The following is a 20,051-nucleotide window of genomic DNA, read 5'->3' on the forward strand; positions in this document are numbered from 1 at the left end:
TTATCTTTGAGCAATTTTTAATAAGCAAACAATAAATGAAACTGATAGCTGAGAGTGGTTCAACAAGAACGGAATGGGCTTTGATTGATGGAGATTGCGTTACTGAGCATATTTTTACAGAAGGAATAAATCCTTTTTTTCAATCAAGGAGAGAAATAAGTCGCAGTGTACGCTTAGGACTTCCGGAACATTTCTTTAGAAAAAGATTTGAACAGGTCTTTTTCTACGGAGCAGGTTGCTCTTCTCCTGAAAGAAAAGGTATTATTGGTGCTTCTTTAGTTGCCCAATTTAAATCTCCCATTGAAGTTGAGAGTGATTTATTGGCTGCAGCACGTGGCTTATTAAAAAATGAAGCAGGAATTGCTTGTATCTTGGGGACTGGATCTAATTCCTGTTTTTATGATGGGAAAAATATAACTCGCAATGTGAGATCTTTAGGTTATGTTTTAGGTGATGAAGGTAGTGGCGCTGTTTTAGGTAAGCTTTTTCTGGCTGATTGTTTAAAAGGATTGGCGCCAGCTGCTCTTATTGAAACATTCTATGAAAAGTTTCGTATTTCGGCTGATGATGCTCTTGAGTCTGTATATAGTCGCCCATTTCCAAACCGTTTCCTATCAACATTTTCATATTTTCTTAATGAACATCTTGATAGTGAATATGTCTATGATCTTGTTTCTCAGAATTTAAGAAGCTTCTTTGTTCGTAGTGTTACTCAGTATGACTATCAAAATTATCCAATTCGTTTTGTCGGCTCTGTTGCATATAACTATTCTTCTGTGTTACATCAGGTTGCAAAGGAATTTGGTATAGTAATTGATAATATTGTTGAGTCGCCAATGAATGGACTGGTTGAATATCATACTCAAAACATTTCTCCTATTTCGCATTTTTAATGGCTTACTATACATGATTATGTTACTAATATTGTTTTCTTAAATGTTATTATTTGCAAATAAATGATTCTAACTCATAAAATAAACGCTCTTATTTCTACAATTAAAACATTTATTTTACATTTGTTTTTATAAGGGCCTAAATAGATCTAATTATGAAAAAAGTCTTTTTATCAGTTCTTTTTTGCCTAATAATTAACTCTTTACGAGGTGAAAATTTCCGCTTTGCATTATTGACAGATTTACATGTTAGTGGTGATTCTCTTGCTTATAATGATTTGAGAAAATCTGTTGAGCAAATAAATAAAACCAAGGATATAGACTTTGTAATTGTATCTGGTGATGTAACTGAAGAAGGGGATCGTGCATCTCTGAAGAGAGTAAAGTCATTGCTTGACTTGTTGAAGATGAAATATTATATCACTTCCGGAAATCATGAAACAAAGTGGAGTGAATCTGGAGCAACTGATTTTGGCCATATTTTTGGTTCAGACAGATTTAAGTTTGAGTACAATGGAATCCTTTTTCTTGGATTTAATTCAGGGCCAGTCATTAGAATGGCTGATGGACATGTTTCTCCACAGGATATTTCCTGGATGAAAAAAGAGTTGGCAACCTTTGGAAAAGATAAACCGGTTATTCTGGTAACCCATTACCCTTTGCAAGAGGGCGATGTAGATAATTGGTATGATGTAACAGATGCTGTTCGTCAATACAATATCAGGGCTTTCCTGGGAGGACATTATCACCGTAATTTATTGTTTAATTACGATGGTATTCCTGGTATTATTTGTCGTTCAAACTTGCGAGGAAAAGAAAAAGTCGGAGGTTATTCCGTTTTTGAAGTGACTCCCGATTCATTATTGGTATATGAGCAAAAAATAGGAAATGAACCTGAAAAGTGGGCATCATATTCTTTAAGAAAAAGTTATTATAATTCAGATGATTCTGGGTATAAAAGACCTGATTATTCTATAAATAAAGAATATGATAAGGTTAAAGAACTTTGGATTGTGAAGACAGCTGCAGGAATATATTCATCTCCTGTTATATATAATAAGAACGTTTATGTTGGAGATGATTTGGGCTTTTTAAGTTGCTACTCGTTAAGCAGTGGTAAGAAAATGTGGGAATTCAAATCAGGAAATCGTATTGTAGGAACCCCGGCAGCATCAAATGGTGTCGTTGTTTTTGGGTCTGCTGATAAAAAAATATATGGAGTCAATGCTAAAACAGGAAAACTTTGTTGGGAATATACAGCCAAAGAAGCTGTACTAGGTGCTGTTACTATTGATAATGGGATTGCATATATTGGAGCAAGTGATCATACCTTTCGGGCTATTGATGTGAAGACAGGAAAACTTCGCTGGGAATATACAGACGTTAAAGGATATATTGAAACAAGACCATTAATTTACGAAGGCAAAGTTATTTTTGGTGCCTGGGATAATAATCTGTATGCATTAGATAAAGAATCCGGGCGAGAGCTTTGGAAATGGAATGGAAATCTGACTCGGATGCATTTTTCTCCGGCTGCAGTATGGCCTGTCGCCGCAAATGGGAAAGTTTTCATAACCGATCCTCAACGTGCAATGACTGCGATTGATGCTAATAGTGGAAAAACAATATGGAGAACTTTTCAATCTACTGTCAGAGAAACAATTGGACTTTCGGCAGATAAGATGCGATTGTATAGTAAAACCATGCAAGATAGCGTAGTTTGTTTTTCTACAGAAGGTAATGTTCCAAAACAGATATGGGCAACCGATGTGAAGTTTGGATATGAACATGCGCCATCCATGTTGGTGGAGAAAGATGGAGTTGTGTTTGGTAGCACTAAGAGTGGAGTCGTTTTTGCCTTGGAAGCTTTCTCAGGAAAACTTCTCTGGAAACATAAAGTGGGGAACTCACTTATAAGTACGGTGGTGCCACTGAGTGCTACAGAATGCGTGTTTACAAGTACAAGCGGTGAAGTAGGAATTTTAAAACAGTCAAGTTATAAACGATAAGAATAAAAAGTAATACGATATTAATATGAAAACTACAGTTAATTGTTTTATTCCCTTTATGGGAGCTGCACAAGCTGAGCAGACTATAAAAAATTTAAAAGCCAGCGATTTGGTAAGTAAGATCTACTTACTTGTTACAGATAATGTGGAAGAATCTATAGATGGTTGTGAGAAACTTCAGGTTCCATCATTGAATTCTACAGTTGCAGCCCGCGAAATTGCATCTCATTCAGATGCAGATTACAGCTTGATTTATACAAAATATACCACTCTGGAATTAGGAATGTTTGCATTAGAACGTATGTTACATATAGCAGAAGATTCTGATGCAGGAATGGTTTATGCAGATCATTACCAGGTAATAGGTGAAACAAGAACAGCTTGTCCTGTTATTGATTATCAGTTTGGTAGTTTGCGCGATGATTTTAATTTTGGTTCAGTATTGCTTTATAAGTCTAGTGTACTAAAAGCTGCTGTGAAAGAAATGACTACCGAGTATTCGTTTGCAGGATTATACGATTTGCGCCTGAAAGTATCTCAACGATCTTCTTTGGTTCATATCAATGAGTATCTATACTCTGAAGTAGAATTCGATACACGTAAAAGTGGAGAAAAGATATTCGATTATGTAGATCCTAAGAACAGAGGAGTACAAATCGAGATGGAAGCAGCATGTACTGATCATCTAAAAGTTATAGGCGGATATCTTGCTCCAGAATTTAAAGAGATTGAATTTAATGCCGGAGATTTCGAGTTTGAAGCATCAGTGCTGATTCCTGTTAGAAACCGTATCCGTACAGTTGAAGATGCTATCCGTTCAGTTTTGAATCAGAAAACAAACTTTAAGTTCAATTTAATTGTAGTAGATAACTATTCTACCGATGGCACAACGGAAGCTATTGATAAGTTTGCGTCAGATGAACGTTTGATTCACATAATTCCGGAACGTCAGGACTTAGGTATAGGTGGTTGTTGGAATCTGGGTGTACACCATCCAAAATGTGGAAAGTTTGTTGTTCAGCTAGACAGTGATGATGTTTACATTGACGAGAATACATTGCAGAAAATGGTTGATGCTTTCTATGAGCAAAATTGTGCTATGGTCGTTGGTACTTATATGATGACCGACTTTAATATGAATATGATAGCTCCCGGAATCATTGATCATAAAGAATGGACTCCAGAGAACGGACGGAACAATGCACTTCGTATTAACGGTTTGGGTGCTCCACGTGCTTTCTATACACCAGTACTTAGAGAAATAAAAGTACCTAATACAAGTTATGGTGAAGATTATGCATTAGGATTGAACATTTCCCGCAAATATCAGATCGGACGTGTATACGATGTTGTTTATATGTGTCGTCGTTGGGATGATAATTCTGATGCTTCACTTGATATTGTTAAGATGAACGGTCACAACACGTATAAAGACAGAATCCGTACCTGGGAACTTCAAGCTAGAGTTGCTTTAAATAAGAAGAAATGAAAAGAATAGTTACATCATCGCAAGTTGCAGAATTGCTTCAGGAACAGCTCAATGTATGGGAACTGGCGAGGAACAATTATGATGCACTGAAACAAGTAAAGGTTAAAGAACTGGCGTTTGATAATTTTAAAATCAAAGTTCAGTTTAATCCGGCCAGAATTGTTTCTTCTTCAGCCAAAATAGATACCAAATCTATTCAGGAAAGAAAATGTTTTCTATGCAGGCAGAACCGCCCGGTAGAACAGATGCGCATTCCGTTTGGAGAAGATTATGAAATTCTGATTAATCCGTTTCCAATATTTCCGAAGCATCTTACTATCCCTTCATGCAAGCATGTGGATCAGCGAATTGCCGGTAGACTAGGAGATATGTTGGATCTGGCATATAATATAGATGAATATACAATCTTTTATAATGGTCCGAAATGTGGTGCGTCTGCACCTGATCATGTACATTTTCAGGCTGGAAGTAAAGGCTTTCTTACTATAGAGAAGGAATGGAGACAATTTGCAATTAAGCCCGTATTAGAGTTTCAATCAGCAAAACTGTATATTTTGCATAATTATCTGAAAGGAACTTTTGTTATAGAGTCGGATTCAAAAGAAAATGCAGTTGAATTGTTTGAACAAATATATGCTTCAATGGAAGTTAAACCGGGAGAAGAGGAACCAATGATGAATGTTCTTGCCTGGTATGAAGCAGATAAATGGATAGTCTGTGTTTTTCCCCGGTCATTGCACCGTCCTTCCTGTTATACTGCAAAAGGCGAAGATAATATCTTAATTAGTCCGGGTGCTGTTGATATGGGTGGTGTATTTATAATTCCTTTGGAAAAAGACTTTGATAAGATTACGGCAGAAAATGTGCGTACAATTTTAAGCGAGGTATGTATGGATGAAGTTGCTTTAAAGAAAATCGCAGATCATATAAAACCAGCGTTATGAAAGAACCTAGAGTAGATGTGGGGATCATGTTTGAACCTCAAATAGATTTTGTTTTGCAGGGCAATTATCTTTGGAACAGTTCTTTAGTAACCGGAAGCCAGAACGCTGTTTATTCTGAAGGAAAAATTCTTTGGAATGGTTCGGCTTATGAAGAATTACTGTTTGAACCTTCCGACAGTGCAAATGATTCTTTTGAATTGCTGGATGTAACCATTGGCATTAATTTCCATTGGGAGCGGAAAGAAAATCAACGTTTTCGTGGTGCTCTTAAACTTATTGTTGAGAATAATAAGCTGACCGCTGTAAATGTAATTTCTGTTGAAGATTACTTAATCAGTGTAATCTCGTCTGAGATGAGTGCTACAGCTTCTATGGAATTATTGAAAGCACATGCCGTAATCTCCCGTAGCTGGTTATTAGCTCAGATTCAGAAGAACAAAGAGATCGCTGAAGCAAAGTCAGAATATACTGCATTTTCTCAGACAGAGGATGAATGTATAAAGTGGTATGACCGTGAAGACCATGTTAATTTTGATGTGTGTGCTGATGATCATTGCCAACGCTACCAAGGTATTACACGTGCTTCTACAAAAAATGTAGAACTTGCTGTCAGAAGTACTTCCGGACAACTCTTAATGTCAGGAGAAAAGATTTGTGATGCTCGTTTCTCTAAATGTTGTGGTGGCGCAGTAGAAGAGTTTCAATACTGTTGGGAAGATGTGAAACATCCATATTTGGTCAAACTTCGTGATGATAAGAGTGGAGAACCATTGCCGGATTTGACTAAAGAAGATGAAGCTGTAAAATGGATATATACTTCTCCAGATGCCTTCTGTAATACAACAGATAAGAAAATTCTTTCTCAGGTATTGAATAACTATGATCAGGAGACAGTTAACTTTTATCGCTGGAAGGTTTCTTATTCACAGAAAGAGCTCTCTGAACTTATCCTTAAACGTTCAGGTGTTGATTATGGTGAAATAGTAGATCTTATCCCTGTGGAGAGAGGTACTTCGGGTAGATTGGTAAAACTAAAAATAGTTGGAACCAAACGAACACTGACAATCGGCAAAGAATTAGAAATCAGAAGAACACTTTCTACGTCTCACTTATACAGTTCTGCTTTTGTTGTCGAAAAAGAGAATATAATAAATAATATTCCCCAACGCTTTAACCTTATTGGCTCAGGATGGGGACACGGAGTAGGACTTTGCCAGATTGGAGCTGCAGTAATGGGTGAGCAAGGTTATACATACGACAAGATTTTGTTGCACTATTACGTAGGAGCATCCATAAATAAACTATATTAATGCCATATTATGAAAAATAAGAAAATATCACCTTGGGCATGGATCCCCACATTATATTTTGCTGAAGGATTACCTTATGTAGCAGTAATGACTATATCGGTTATTATGTATAAGAAACTGAATATTTCCAATACAGATATAGCCTTATATACCAGTTGGCTTTATTTGCCATGGGTTATCAAACCATTCTGGAGTCCATTTGTAGATTTGTTTAAAACCAAACGTTGGTGGATTGTAACAATGCAGCTTTTGGTTGGTGCCGGGTTGGCAGGTATTGCTTTTACCATACCAATGTCCAATTTCTTCCAGATTACTTTAGCTGTATTTTGGTTGGTGGCATTTAGTTCTGCTACTCATGATATTGCTGCCGATGGATTTTATATGCTGGCATTAGATGTTTCAGAACAAGCATTGTATGTAGGTATTCGCAGCACTTTCTATCGTATTGCCACTATCTTTGGACAAGGTGTTCTTATTGTATTGGCCGGAGGATTAGAAAACTGGACTGGAAATATTCCTTTTGCGTGGTCCATCACTTTCTATATTTTAAGTGGATTGTTTATTGCTTTTTGCCTTTATCACAAATTTATCTTGCCAACACCCAAAACAGATAAATCGACTGTGACTGATGTCTCAGCATCAAATATCTTTAAAGAATTCCTGGCAACGTTCATTACTTTCTTTCAGAAAAAACAGGCTGGCGTAGCTATCCTTTTTATGCTGCTTTATCGTTTGCCGGAAGCTCAGTTAGTGAAACTTATCAATCCCTTTTTACTTGATCCATTAGAAAAAGGAGGGTTGGGGCTTAGTACCGCAGAAGTTGGGATAGTCTACGGAACTGTAGGTATTCTAGGCCTTACAATTGGTGGAATCATTGGTGGAATCTGCGCATCCAAGGGCGGTCTTCAACGCTGGTTGTGGCCTATGGCCTGGAGCATCTCTTTAACATGCCTTACTTTTGTTTACTTGGGATATTTCCAGCCACAAAGCCTGATCATTATTAATATTTGTGTCTTTATAGAGCAGTTCGGTTATGGATTTGGTTTTACAGCCTATATGCTTTTCCTTATTTACTACTCTGAAGGAGAACATAAAACAGCTCATTATGCAATCTGTACAGGATTTATGGCATTAGGCATGATGTTGCCGGGTATGGCTGCCGGATGGTTGCAAGATCATATTGGATATGAGAACTTCTTTGTTTGGGTGATGATTTGTTGCGCTGCCACTATTGCAGTTTGTGCATTTGTGAAGATTGATCCAGAGTATGGCAAGAAAAAAGATGAAATAGAATCGGAATAATTTAAAAAATAAGAGTGATGAAACTTAAATATTTATTTACTTTGTCCCTTGTAGGATTATTGGCAGTCAATGTAGCCGCACAGAAAATAAGAATAAAAACAGGTATTGAAGTTTTGAAAGAACAGAACTTTAAAATATTGGAAGGTAAACGTGTTGGGTTAATCACTAATCCAACGGGGGTAGACAATGATTTGAAGTCGACTATTGATATTCTTCATGAAGCAAAGAACGTAAAGCTTGTAGCTCTTTTTGGTCCTGAACATGGAGTTCGTGGAGATGTGCATGCCGGTGATCATGTTGATAATTCCAACGACCCTTCAACTGGAGTGCCTGTTTATTCATTATATGGCAAAACACGTAAGGCCACACCCGAAATGTTGAAAGATATAGATGTTTTAGTGTATGACATTCAGGATATTGGTTGCCGCTCATTTACTTATATAAGTACAATGGGACTTGCAATGGAAGCAGCTGCCGAGAATAATATTGAGTTTGTGGTGCTCGATCGTCCAAATCCGGTGAATGGTCTTAAGATAGAAGGCAATGTGGTTGAAGATGGTTATTACTCTTTTGTGAGCCAATTCAAAATTCCTTATGTTTACGGATTAACCTGTGGTGAACTTGCTATGATGCTTAATAATGAGAATATGCTGAAAAAGCAATGCAAACTGCATGTTGTAAAAATGAAAGGCTGGAAACGTAAGATGGATTATACCCAAACCGGTTTACAATGGGTTCCTGCTTCGCCTCATATTCCTCATGCTCATTCTGCTGAATTCTATCCTGTATCAGGAATCCTTGGTGAACTGGGATATATGTCTATTGGTGTGGGATATACCATTCCTTTCCAGATGTTTGCGGCCGAATGGATAAAAGCAGATGAGTTTGCAGCAAAAATGAATAGCCTGAATTTACCGGGTATTAAATTCAGACCGATTCACCTTAATCCATTCTATGCAGTGGGACAGGGCAAGAATCTTCAGGGTGTGCAGGTGCATATTACTGATTATAAGAAAGCTGCTCTTTCTGAAATTCAGTTCTATATAATGCAGGAAGTTGCAGAATTATATCCTGATAAAGCGGTATTTAATAATGCTGATAACAAACGATTCAATATGTTCGATAAAGTCAGTGGTAGTGATCAGATTCGTTTGCGTTTTGCAAAGAATAACCGATTTGAGGATATTAAAGATTATTGGTATAAAGATGTAGAGAGCTTTAAGAAGCTTTCAAAAAAATATTATTTATATAAGTAACAGGTTTATTAGCCTATAAACAAAGCAAGATCATGAGTAAGAATTATAATTCTCTTCTTGAAGAGATTTCAGCATTTGTGCCTAAAGACAGAATCTATACAGATGAGCTACGTCTTTTAGCATGGGGAACTGATGCCGGCTTTTATCGCCTTATTCCTAAAATAGTAATTCGTTCTGTCGATGAACAGGAAATTTCCAGAATACTTTTAATAGCTGATAGCTTGAACTTACCTGTTACTTTCAGAGCAGCGGGAACAAGTCTTTCGGGGCAGAGCATAAGCGATTCTATCTTGATTGTTGCAGGCAAGCATTGGGAGAAGTATACAATCTCTCCCGATTATAAAACCATAACTCTTCAACCGGGACTAATAGGAGAAAGAGTTAACCAGATTCTGAAACCTTTCGGACGAAAGTTTGCTCCTGATCCTGCTTCCGTAAAATCTGCAATGGTGGGAGGTATTATCATGAATAATGCTTCGGGGATGAATTGCGGAACTCATGCAAATAGTGACAAGATGTTACTCTCCGTAAGAATAGTAATGGCTGATGGTACTATACTTGATACCGGAAATGAGAACAGTAAAAGAAATTTTGCAAAGAAAAAGCCTGATTTTATTAAAGGCATAGAGGCTTTACGTGATAAAATCAGAAATGATGAAAAGTTATCGGAAAGGATCCGATATAAATATTCTATTAAGAATGTAACCGGATTGAATATTCTCCCTTTTGTTGAACATGACGATCCTTTTGAAATCATTACCCACCTGATGGTAGGTTCCGAAGGAACATTGGCCTTCCTTTCTGAAGCAACTATGAGAACGGGATATGATTATCCGTTCAGTGCCAGTGCCATGCTTTATTTCAAGGACATAAAAGAGGCATGCCGTGCTGTTGTGGCCATGAAAAAAGGACCGGTAATGGGGGCAGAGTTACTCGATTCAAAGTCGCTCAGTTCTGTGAACGACCCAACAGGAGAGGGACTAACCGCAGTTCTTACAGAAACGAAAGCTGCTACCAAACAAGAATTGGATGATCAGATAAAGGAGATTGAGACTATTCTTGAATCTTTTGAAACATATACTCCGGTTCATTTTACTGATAAGGAGAGTGAATATTCCAAGTACTGGAACATTCGTTCCGGAATTTTCCCATCAGTAGGGGGTACCCGTGAATTGGGTACAACAACTTTGATTGAAGATGTAGCTTTCCATATAGAAAACTTACCCGAAGCAACTGCTGAGTTGCAGGCTTTACTGGTAAAACATGGCTATGCAGATGCCTGCATATACGGTCATGCATTGGAAGGAAACTATCACTTTATTATTAATCAGGCGTTTGATACGGATGAAAAGGTTCGTAAATATGAGAACCTGATGAATGAGGTGAAGACTTTAGTAGTCGATAAGTATGACGGATCTTTAAAAGCCGAGCACGGTACCGGACGAAACATGGCACCGTTCGTTAAATACGAGTGGGGTGAGGCTGCTTTTGAGGTAATGAAAGAGGTGAAGAATCTGTTCGATCCAAAGAATCTGATTAACCCGGGAGTTATCTTTAATGATGATCCTGAATGCCATATTAAGAATTTCAAACCGCTACCTCTGACTAATGCTCATGTAGATAAGTGTATAGAGTGCGGTTTTTGTGAAGTTAACTGTCTGACTTGCGGATTTACCCTTTCTTCCAGACAGCGTATTGTTATTCGCAGAGAGATTTCCCGATTAAGAAAATCGGGTGAAGATAATGAACGGTTAGCTAAACTTGAACAGCAATATAAATATCTTGGTAATCAAACTTGTGCAGGAGACGGACTTTGTTCCATGTCTTGTCCGATGAATATTAATGTGGGAGACCTTACGCATGATATTCGTCAGGAAGAATTGCCGGTGGGAAGTCTGGGATATAAGATTGGCGATTTCGCTGCCAACCATTTCCAAGGGATGAAGAGTATACTTCGTCCGGTACTTAGTCTGGCTAATGGAGCCCATTCTGTATTGGGAACCAAAACAATGACTTCCCTTACAAAAGGCATTCGCTATGTATCAATGGATAATTTCCCATTGTGGACTCCCGCAATGCCAAAAGCTTATTATCCCCATAAAATAACTCAAAAGAGTGAACCGTTGAAGGTTGTTTATTTTCCAAGCTGCCTTAACCAGATGATGGGAACAGCAAAGGAAACTCCGGATGCTACTCCTTTAGTGGATAAAACAGTTCAGCTTCTCCAAAAAGCGGGTTATGAAGTAATATTCCCTAAAGATATGGATAAGCTTTGTTGCGGAACTATCTGGGAAAGTAAAGGAATGATGGATATTGCAGACCGTAAATCTGCCGAACTTGAAGAGGCGCTGTTTGCTGCCACTGAGCAAGGTAAATATCCAGTGCTTTGTGACCAGAGTCCTTGTTTGCACCGTATGCGAAATGTAATGACGAAAGTTAAGCTATACGAACCAGTGGAATTTATCTACACTTTCCTGAAAGATAAGTTAGATTTCACACCAATAGATAAACCGGTTTCCATCCATATAACCTGTTCTACTCAAAAGATGGGATTACGTGATCAGATGGTAGCTTTGGCCAGTCTTTGCTCAACAAAGGTAATTGTTCCCGAAGAGGTAGGATGTTGCGGGTTTGCTGGCGACAAAGGCTTTACCCATCCTGAGGTAAATACATACGCTCTCCGAAAATTGAAGCCTCAATTAGAGAAGGCCGGAGTAGAAGTGGGATATTCAAACAGTCGCACTTGTGAAATTGGACTGACAACTAATTCCGGAATCCCTTATATTTCCATTGTGTATCTTGTAGATCAGTGTACAACAGCAATAACAAAATAAAAATACTATGAAAACAAACGTAAGTCAACGACTGCTGGCATTGGATATACTAAGAGGTATTACCATTGCAGGTATGATTTTGGTTAACAATCCCGGTACATGGGGTTCAATCTATGCACCTCTTGAGCATGCCGAATGGATAGGATTAACTCCTACCGATTTAGTATTTCCATTCTTTATGTTTATAATGGGTATCTCTACTTATATTTCGCTCAGGAAATATAATTTCGAGTTCAGTCATTCAGCTGCTTTGAAAATATTAAAGCGTACTTTGGTTATTTTTGCTATTGGTCTGGGAATTGGTTGGCTATCCTTATCATTCCGAACATATAATTCATTGATTGCAGAGAATCTACCATTTGGCGAACGCCTTCTGCAGTCGGTTACAAACTTTGCACATCTTCGGATACTTGGAGTAATGCAGCGACTTGCTCTTTGTTATGGTGCAACATCTATTATTGCTATTCTGGTAAAGCATAAATATATACCGGTAATTGTTCTGGTTACTCTTTTTGCCTATTTCCTGTTATTAATAACAGGCAATGGGTTCGAACAAAGCGAACAGAACATTATTTCTGTTTTCGATCAGATTGTTCTGGGTGTGGATCACATGTATAAAGATGCTGGTCTGGCTATCGATCCGGAAGGATTGCTTAGTACTATCCCTTCTATTTGCCATGTACTAATAGGATTCTGGTGTGGTGAATTGCTTATGAGCGTTAAAGATAACGGAGAACGCATTCAACGATTGTTTCTGGTTGGTACGGTTCTCACATTTTCAGGTTTACTGTTAAGTTATGGCTGTCCTATCAGTAAGAAAATATGGTCACCTACATTTGTTTTGACTACATGCGGATTAGCTTCCAGCTTCCTGGGACTGCTTATTTGGATTATAGATATTAAAGGTTATAAAAAATGGTGCCGATTCTTTGAGTCATTCGGTGTGAATCCTTTATTTATCTATGTAACGGGAGCTGTTCTTTCAATATTTACAGGTAGTATCCTTTTCTACTTTGATGGCAAAATGATTAGTTTGAAAATATACTTATACAAATATATCCTTCAGCCTCTTTTGGGCGATTATCCTGGCTCATTAACTTTTGCATTGTTATTTGTCGGTGTAAACTGGATGATTGGATATGTATTATACAAAAAGAAAATATATATTAAAATATGATATTAATAGCAGACAGTGGCTCTACCAAGACAGATTGGTGCTTAGTAGAGAACGGACAGATAGTCCAGCGAATCCTGACAAAAGGAACAAATCCCTTCTTTCAGACTCAGGAAGAGATTAGTCAGGAGATTGAGGAGGCATTATTGCCACAGGTTAAGGATTGTAGCATTGAATCAGTGTTTTTTTACGGTGCAGGTTGTGCGTTTCCCGAAAAGAATGAAATAGTTCGCCTTGCTATAGCCGAACACATAAAGGCACCTGTAGAGGTGGGAAGTGATCTTCTTGCTGCAGCCCGTGCTTTGTGTGGAAAGAATTCAGGTATAGCATGTATCTTGGGAACAGGATCGAACTCTTGTTTTTATGATGGGAAAGAGATTGTAGATAATGTCTCACCTCTTGGCTATATTTTGGGAGATGAAGGTAGCGGAGCTGTACTTGGAAGATTGCTGGTTGGTGATTGTTTAAAGAATCAGTTATCGCCCGAACTAAAAGAGAAGTTCCTGAATCAGTTTCAGCTAACACCGGCAATAATCCTGGAAAATGTTTATAAAAAGCCTTTCCCAAATAGATTCCTGGCTCATTTATCTCCGTTCCTGGCACAGAATATAGAGAACCCGGAAGTTCACCAATTGGTGCTGAATAGTTTTAAATCGTTCTTTGTTAAGAATGTAATGCAGTATGATTACCAGCATAATAAAGTTCATTTTGTAGGATCAGTAGCTGTTAATTATAAAGACGTTCTCCTTGAAGCTGCAGAGGAACTCCATATTCAGATTGGTACAATTATAAAGAGCCCAATGGAAGGTCTTGTAGCTTATCATTCAAACTAACAATAAACAAAAAATAAGATATGTCATTTATAAAAATAACCGAGCACCCATCTCTTCATGATAATCTGGAAAAGAAATCAGTCAGAGAGTTGTTGGAAGGTATTAATGAAGAAGACCAAAAGGTAGCAATTGCTGTTCAAAAAGCAATACCACAAATAGAAAAATTAGTAACTCAGATAGTTCCCCGCATGAAACAAGGTGGACGAATCTTTTATATGGGAGCCGGCACCAGCGGCCGATTAGGCGTTTTGGATGCTTCGGAAATACCTCCTACATTTGGTATGCCTCCTACATTAGTTATTGGGCTGATAGCCGGAGGCGATACGGCTTTGCGTAATCCGGTGGAGAATGCCGAAGACAACATGGAACGTGGATGGGAAGAACTGGTGGAACATCAAATCAATGAGAAAGATACAGTGATTGGTATTGCCGCTTCAGGAACTACTCCTTATGTGATTGGTGCATTACGAAATGCACGTGCACATGGCATCCTTACTGGCTCAATATCCAGTAACCCTGATTCTCCATTATCTGCAGAAGCCGAAGTTCCTATCGAAATGATTGTTGGTCCTGAGTTCGTAACCGGAAGTTCACGTATGAAATCGGGAACCGGACAAAAGATGATTCTGAACATGATTACTACATCTGTAATGATTCAACTTGGTCGCGTAAAAGGAAACAAGATGGTAAATATGCAACTCTCTAATAAGAAGCTGGTGGACCGTGGCACACGAATGGTTTCGGAAGAGTTGGGATTGGAATATGAACAGTCCAAACGCTTACTGTTGATGTATGGTTCTGTGAAGAAAGCAGTAGACGCATATCGTGCGCAACAAAATAATGAATAGAAATGAAAAGTGCGTCACTTCTTTTTGTTCTCGGCTTACTCTTTTGTGCAAATAGTTTTGCGCAACAAGATAAATACACCACTTATTACTACCAGCGTGCTACATTGTTTGAGAAACTGCCCATCACGTCTACAGATATTGTTTTTCTAGGCAATAGTCTGACAGATGGCTGTGAGTGGGCCGAACTTTTTGGCAATCCGCACATCAAAAACCGTGGAATCAGTGGCGACGAAATTATGGGAATATATGATCGGATTGATCCAATACTGAAAGGTAAACCGGCAAAGATATTCCTGTTGACTGGAGTTAATGATGTTTCTCACGACCTTACAGCAGATAGCATTCTTGTAATGTACAGGAAGTTGGTGAACAAAATCAAATCAGATTCTCCTAAAACAAAGCTCTATATTCAAAGTATTCTTCCGGTGAACGATGAATTTACCCGTTTCCCTAAAGTGCACAATAAGACACAAGTGATACTTGATATAAACAAAGGTTTAAAGCAACTGGCAAAAGAGAATGGGTATACTTATATTGACCTGTATGCTCACTTTGTTGCTCCGGGAACTCAAAGCTTCGATAAGAAATATACAAATGATGGCCTTCACCTTTTAGGACCAGGATATATGGTTTGGAAAGAGGTGTTAAAGCCTTATGTGAAATAAATGTATCGCTTTTTTTAATTAGGTGTTTTGTTAGTAAAGGGAAAAGCTTCCATGTTGAATGGAGGCTTTTTTTATGAGCAGTGGCGGGAGGTTTTTATTACTTCCTCAGATGTTTTTATTCTTTTGTACAAAAGAATGCAATCTTCTGTACAAAAGAATTAATTGTTCTGTACAAAACAAATCATTCTTTTGTACAAGATATTTTGAATATTACGTTATGCAATCTGAATAGTATACGCTTCTTTTTCTCTTCTCAAAGGATAATCACCCCGCAATTGCTCAAACATCTCTGGATTGGCCTTCAAAGCGTTGCTGTCTCGTCTCGGATCATACATTTGCAGATAAGCATCTGCTTCTGTTGAGGCTTTGATTACTGAGCTCTCCGGTTGGATAGGTTGAATATCAAAATCCGGATTAATATTGAAAAAGCGGCAGAATGATTCTAACGACATACGGGTGGCGTTCGCTTTCCCATCTGCTGAATAACCTGCGATGTGCGGAGTTCCCAGAAATACCTTGTTAAGCAATTCCAGACTGATTTCAGGTTCGTTCTCCCAAACATCAATAACCGCTTCGCTGATTTGTTTCTTTTCTAAAGCAGAGAGCAGGGCAGAGGTTTCGGTAACTTCACCCCGGGAGGTATTTATAATAACCGGACTCTTTTTTAGCGAATTGAAAAATCCGGCATCGGCCCAATGGTATGTCTTGTATTTGCCTTCCTTGTTGAGCGGAGTATGGAACGTGATTACATCACATTCACGGGTTATGGTCTCCATATCCGTAAACATTCCGGCACCTTCCTTGTCGGCACGAGGAAGATCGTTCATCAATACCCGCATGCCCAGTGATTGGGCAACATCGCATACCTTACTTCCCACATTTCCTATACCAACAACACCAATACATTTTCCTTTCAGCGTAAATCCTTTCTCTTTTTCCAGAAGCAATAGCGTGGAATGAATGTATTGAGCCACAGAAGCAGAATTGCATCCCGGAGCATTTGTCCAGGTAATCCTCGCTTCTTTGCAATAATCAGTATCAATGTGATCAAAACCTATGGTTGCAGTAGCGATAAACTTCACTTTACTTCCTTCCAGTAATTCACGGTTACAGAGAGTACGGGTGCGGATTATCAGTGCATCGGCATCACGAACAATTTCGGGGGTGAATTTTGTTCCGGGTATATAAATAACTTCGTTAGGAGTATCTCCTCCAAGCTTTTCAATAATTCCCTCAATGTAGGGAATCTTATTATCAATAATTACTTTCATTTAGTTAGTCTTTTAAAAATATCCTCCAGAGGCTCCTCTTTAGTTAGCTCACTGATCGGTGCATCAGCCACAATATTACCTTTATGAATAATAATTGCATGTTCGCATAACTCAGAAACTTCCTGTAAGGAGTGAGAAGAAAATAGAATTGTTTTTTCTTTTCCAAGTTCTCTGATCAAAGAATGGATTTCAGTTAGCTGGTTAGGATCAAGACCCGATGACGGTTCGTCCAGAATCAGCACTTCGGGGTTATGTATTAAAGCCTGCGCCAGTCCCACTCGCTGACAGAATCCTTTCGACAGCGTTCCTATGGTTTTGCCACAAACTTCCTCCAGTTTTACCCGTTCAATCATCTTGTCTACTAAACCATGCAGGTTGGCTACCCGGTAAATCTGTCCAACATATTCCAGATATTCTCTGACATACATCTCCGGATAAAGCGGATTGTTCTCCGGCAGATAGCCAATGCAGCGCTTGGCAGCAATAGGATCCTTGGTAATATCATTTCCGCATACGCTAACCGTACCCTTGAAATCAGTCAGCCATCCTGTAATAATTCTCATGCATGTTGATTTGCCTGCTCCGTTTGGTCCAAGAAAAGCAGCAATTTCTCCTGGGTGCACCTCAAAGCTCACATTATGAAGCACTTCCTGATTTCCGTAGAATTTGGATACATTAGATAATCTGATAGACATATATTAATGCATATTTGGGTAGAAGATTAACCACAAAAGTACTAAAAGTTGCTCATTTAACTAATAAAATGTGCGAAAAATTGTTTCTTCGGGAATGAATGCATATTTTTGCGGTTCACTTTTAAAAATACTGATTATGACATTTAGTAACCTTTGCAACGAGATTTTCTTTCAATCAACAGAGAATTACCATGTGACTGATAGTGTAGATGCTCCGATTCAGAATCCTTATGAGCTGAAAACTATTGAGTATTATTTATATTTGAAGAATTGGATAGATGCCGTGCAATGGCATTTTGAAGATATTATACGTGATCCTCAGATTGATCCCGTAGAAGCACTTACTTTGAAAAGACGCATTGATAAGTCTAATCAGGATCGTACAGATTTAGTTGAACTTATTGACAGCTATTTCTATGATCAGTATAAAGACGTGAAGCCTTTGGCTGATGCAACTATTAATACAGAAAGTCCGGCATGGGCTGTAGACCGTCTTTCTATCCTTGCATTGAAGATTTATCACATGAGCGAGGAAGTGAAGCGTACAGATACTACTCCAGAGCATCACGAACAGTGCCAGAAGAAATTAGATATCCTTTTGGAACAGAAAAAAGATTTATCATCAGCTATTGATCAGCTGTTAGATGATATTAAGGCTGGCAGAAAGTATATGAAAGTATACAAACAGATGAAGATGTATAACGACCCGGCTCTTAATCCTGTTCTTTACGCTAAGAAGTAATAATGGCTAAGATATTGATTATTCGTTTTTCCGCGATAGGAGATGTAGCAATGACTATCCCGGTGATTCATTCGCTTGCCCTTCAGCATCCTGAACATGAATTTACTGTGTTGAGTCGTGCAATACTCCAACCGCTTTTTATAGGATTACCTCAGAATGTTCATTTTATGGGAGCCGACTTGCATGGTAAACATAGTGGGCTACTGGGATTACATCGGTTATTCTATAACGAGTTGAAGCCTCAGAACTTTGATTACGTAGCCGATTTACACAATGTACTCCGTACAAAAATAATTCGTCTTCGTTTCAAGATGATGGGTATTCCAACTGCTTATATCTTTAAAGGACGTCTGGGCAAGAAGAAACTGACCAACAGATACCATAAGGTATTTGAGAATCAGAAATCATCCTTCCGTAGATATACAGACGTCTTTAAGGCTTTAGGTTTTCCAATTCAGCTTAATTTTACTTCCATCTTCGGTGAAGGAAGAGGCGATATGTCTCAGATACAACATATCACCGGAGATAAAGGCGATTTGAAATGGATTGGCATTGCACCTTTTGCCAAACATAAAGGGAAAGTGCTTCCTCTGGATAAGCAGGAAGAAGTGATAGCTTACTTTGCAAAAGATCCCCGTGTAAAGGTATTCCTTTTTGGAGGAGGGAAAAACGAAGAGTCTGTTCTTACCTCATGGGTAAATAAATATCCTTCTGTAACATCACTGATTGGCAAGCTGAATATGAACACCGAACTCATCCTGATGAGTTATCTGGATGCAATGGTATCTATGGATTCCGCAAATATGCATCTGGCATCGTTAGTCAATGCGCCTGTCGTATCTGTTTGGGGAGCCACCCATCCGTATTGCGGATTTATGGGCTGGAAACAATCTCCTATGAATGCTGTTCAGGTTGATCTTCCATGCCGTCCATGTTCTGTATTTGGAAACAAATCTTGCTATCGTAAAGATTATGCTTGTCTGAATATGATTACTCCCGATATGGTTATTAAAAAGATAGAGAGCATAATATTTTAAATAGAATGAAGATACTTCTGAATCCGGCTTTTGAATCATTGCGAACTTTTGTAGAATCTGTTCCTCATATCTTTGGGGAAGAAGGAAAAACCATATACAAAGGCCGGAATAAGATTAAAGTAATCAAAATAGGAGAGATTGACGTAAACGTCAAAAGATATAGAGTCCCGATGTTCTTTAACCGGGTTATTTATACTTTTATAAGAAAAAGCAAAGGATTGCGTGCTTTTCAGTATCCGCAACGATTGCTCGAGAAGGGTTTTGAGACTCCGCAACCGATAGCCTATATTGAAGAAAGAAATTTTGGCTTGATCGGATATTCTTATTTTGTAAGTGTACATTGTCCATATAGCCGTAGATTCTATGAATTTGGCGATGCAGATATAAAAGACTGTTCGGATATTGTTATTGCATTTGCACGTTTTTCAGCGAAACTTCACGAAGCCGGAATATTGCATCTTGATTACTCACCCGGTAATATCCTTTTTGACAAAGAAGATGGTGAATATAAGTTTTCTTTGGTGGATATTAACCGCATGAAATTTGGAAAGGTGAGTATTGAAGCGGGGTGTGCTAACTTTGCAAGGTTATGGGGACAAATTCCTTTCTTTGAATTGCTGGCAAAAGAATATGCTGCAACGCGTGGAGCAGATGAGGTCTTATGCCGGGATTTAATTCTGACTTACAGACGGAAGTTCTGGACCCGCTTTGCAAAAAAACATCAGGTAAAATATACGCTGAATTTTTAA

17 protein-coding genes are annotated in these 20,051 nt (G+C 38.4%); 15 read left to right on the forward strand and 2 right to left on the reverse strand.

The window, feature by feature from the left end; all coding sequences use genetic code 11:
* Nucleotides 1-35 precede the first annotated feature (35 nt).
* The 12 genes from BUC21_RS06970 to BUC21_RS07025 all read left to right on the forward strand — a co-directional run bounded on the left by BUC21_RS06970 (nucleotide 36) and on the right by BUC21_RS07025 (nucleotide 15,557).
* Nucleotides 36-893, forward strand: coding sequence for a hypothetical protein (locus BUC21_RS06970; RefSeq protein WP_073400623.1), 858 nt, complete (start codon nucleotides 36-38; stop codon nucleotides 891-893).
* A gap of 155 nt (nucleotides 894-1,048) precedes the next feature.
* Nucleotides 1,049-2,902, forward strand: a complete 1,854-nt coding sequence (locus BUC21_RS06975; protein ID WP_073400626.1) for an outer membrane protein assembly factor BamB family protein — start codon at nucleotides 1,049-1,051, stop codon at nucleotides 2,900-2,902.
* A gap of 25 nt (nucleotides 2,903-2,927) precedes the next feature.
* Nucleotides 2,928-4,391 (forward strand): glycosyltransferase family 2 protein, encoded by a 1,464-nt coding sequence (locus tag BUC21_RS06980; protein ID WP_073400628.1) that lies wholly within the window; start codon nucleotides 2,928-2,930, stop codon nucleotides 4,389-4,391.
* Nucleotides 4,388-5,335 (forward strand): DUF4922 domain-containing protein, encoded by a 948-nt coding sequence (locus BUC21_RS06985; RefSeq protein WP_073400630.1) that lies wholly within the window; start codon nucleotides 4,388-4,390, stop codon nucleotides 5,333-5,335. The genes BUC21_RS06980 and BUC21_RS06985 overlap by 4 nt, the downstream gene beginning before the upstream one ends.
* Nucleotides 5,332-6,645 (forward strand): SpoIID/LytB domain-containing protein, encoded by a 1,314-nt coding sequence (locus BUC21_RS06990; protein WP_073400632.1) that lies wholly within the window; start codon nucleotides 5,332-5,334, stop codon nucleotides 6,643-6,645. The genes BUC21_RS06985 and BUC21_RS06990 overlap by 4 nt, the downstream gene beginning before the upstream one ends.
* 9 nt (nucleotides 6,646-6,654) lie before the next feature.
* Nucleotides 6,655-7,947 (forward strand): MFS transporter, encoded by a 1,293-nt coding sequence (locus BUC21_RS06995; protein WP_073400634.1) that lies wholly within the window; start codon nucleotides 6,655-6,657, stop codon nucleotides 7,945-7,947.
* Nucleotides 7,948-7,964: 17 nt separating this feature from the next.
* On the forward strand, nucleotides 7,965-9,203 hold the full coding sequence (locus BUC21_RS07000) for an exo-beta-N-acetylmuramidase NamZ family protein (RefSeq protein WP_083547632.1): 1,239 nt from the start codon (nucleotides 7,965-7,967) through the stop codon (nucleotides 9,201-9,203).
* Nucleotides 9,204-9,235: 32 nt separating this feature from the next.
* The gene (locus BUC21_RS07005; RefSeq protein ID WP_073400638.1) at nucleotides 9,236-12,037 is read left to right on the forward strand and encodes an FAD-binding and (Fe-S)-binding domain-containing protein; all 2,802 of its coding nucleotides are present in this window, start codon (nucleotides 9,236-9,238) and stop codon (nucleotides 12,035-12,037) included.
* 7 nt (nucleotides 12,038-12,044) lie between these two features.
* Nucleotides 12,045-13,214, forward strand: coding sequence for an acyltransferase family protein (locus BUC21_RS07010; RefSeq protein WP_073400640.1), 1,170 nt, complete (start codon nucleotides 12,045-12,047; stop codon nucleotides 13,212-13,214).
* A complete protein-coding gene (locus tag BUC21_RS07015) occupies nucleotides 13,211-14,044 on the forward strand; it encodes an ATPase (RefSeq protein WP_073400642.1) in 834 nt (277 codons plus the stop codon). Before BUC21_RS07010 ends, BUC21_RS07015 begins: the two co-directional genes overlap by 4 nt.
* Nucleotides 14,045-14,064: 20 nt before the next feature.
* Nucleotides 14,065-14,892: an N-acetylmuramic acid 6-phosphate etherase gene (murQ, locus tag BUC21_RS07020; protein ID WP_073400644.1), complete on the forward strand. Its 828-nt coding sequence runs from the start codon at nucleotides 14,065-14,067 to the stop codon at nucleotides 14,890-14,892.
* A 2-nt stretch (nucleotides 14,893-14,894) separates the two neighbouring features.
* Nucleotides 14,895-15,557 (forward strand): GDSL-type esterase/lipase family protein, encoded by a 663-nt coding sequence (locus BUC21_RS07025; protein ID WP_073400646.1) that lies wholly within the window; start codon nucleotides 14,895-14,897, stop codon nucleotides 15,555-15,557.
* 215 nt (nucleotides 15,558-15,772) lie between these two features.
* Here the strand turns inward: BUC21_RS07025 and pdxB are convergent, their stop codons facing one another.
* Both pdxB and BUC21_RS07035 read right to left on the reverse strand, forming a co-directional pair.
* On the reverse strand, nucleotides 15,773-16,828 hold the full coding sequence (gene pdxB, locus BUC21_RS07030) for a 4-phosphoerythronate dehydrogenase PdxB (protein WP_073400648.1): 1,056 nt from the start codon (nucleotides 16,826-16,828) through the stop codon (nucleotides 15,773-15,775).
* Nucleotides 16,825-17,523 (reverse strand): ABC transporter ATP-binding protein, encoded by a 699-nt coding sequence (locus BUC21_RS07035; protein ID WP_073400650.1) that lies wholly within the window; start codon nucleotides 17,521-17,523, stop codon nucleotides 16,825-16,827. The genes pdxB and BUC21_RS07035 overlap by 4 nt, the downstream gene beginning before the upstream one ends.
* Before the next feature lie 136 nt (nucleotides 17,524-17,659).
* Here BUC21_RS07035 and BUC21_RS07040 point away from each other — a divergent pair, with 136 nt between their 5' ends.
* From BUC21_RS07040 to BUC21_RS07050, 3 genes are read left to right on the forward strand one after another with little or no spacing between them, the layout of a single operon-like run.
* Entirely contained in the window at nucleotides 17,660-18,265 is a 606-nt protein-coding gene (locus BUC21_RS07040; RefSeq protein WP_073400652.1) for a DUF4254 domain-containing protein, read from the forward strand.
* Between the two features lie 2 nt (nucleotides 18,266-18,267).
* On the forward strand, nucleotides 18,268-19,302 hold the full coding sequence (locus BUC21_RS07045) for a glycosyltransferase family 9 protein (protein ID WP_073400654.1): 1,035 nt from the start codon (nucleotides 18,268-18,270) through the stop codon (nucleotides 19,300-19,302).
* A gap of 5 nt (nucleotides 19,303-19,307) precedes the next feature.
* Nucleotides 19,308-20,051: a lipopolysaccharide kinase InaA family protein gene (locus tag BUC21_RS07050; protein ID WP_073400656.1), complete on the forward strand. Its 744-nt coding sequence runs from the start codon at nucleotides 19,308-19,310 to the stop codon at nucleotides 20,049-20,051.

Origin of the sequence: Bacteroides luti (assembly GCF_900128905.1) — a bacterium.
Taxonomy (GTDB): Bacteria; Bacteroidota; Bacteroidia; order Bacteroidales; family Bacteroidaceae; genus Bacteroides; species Bacteroides luti.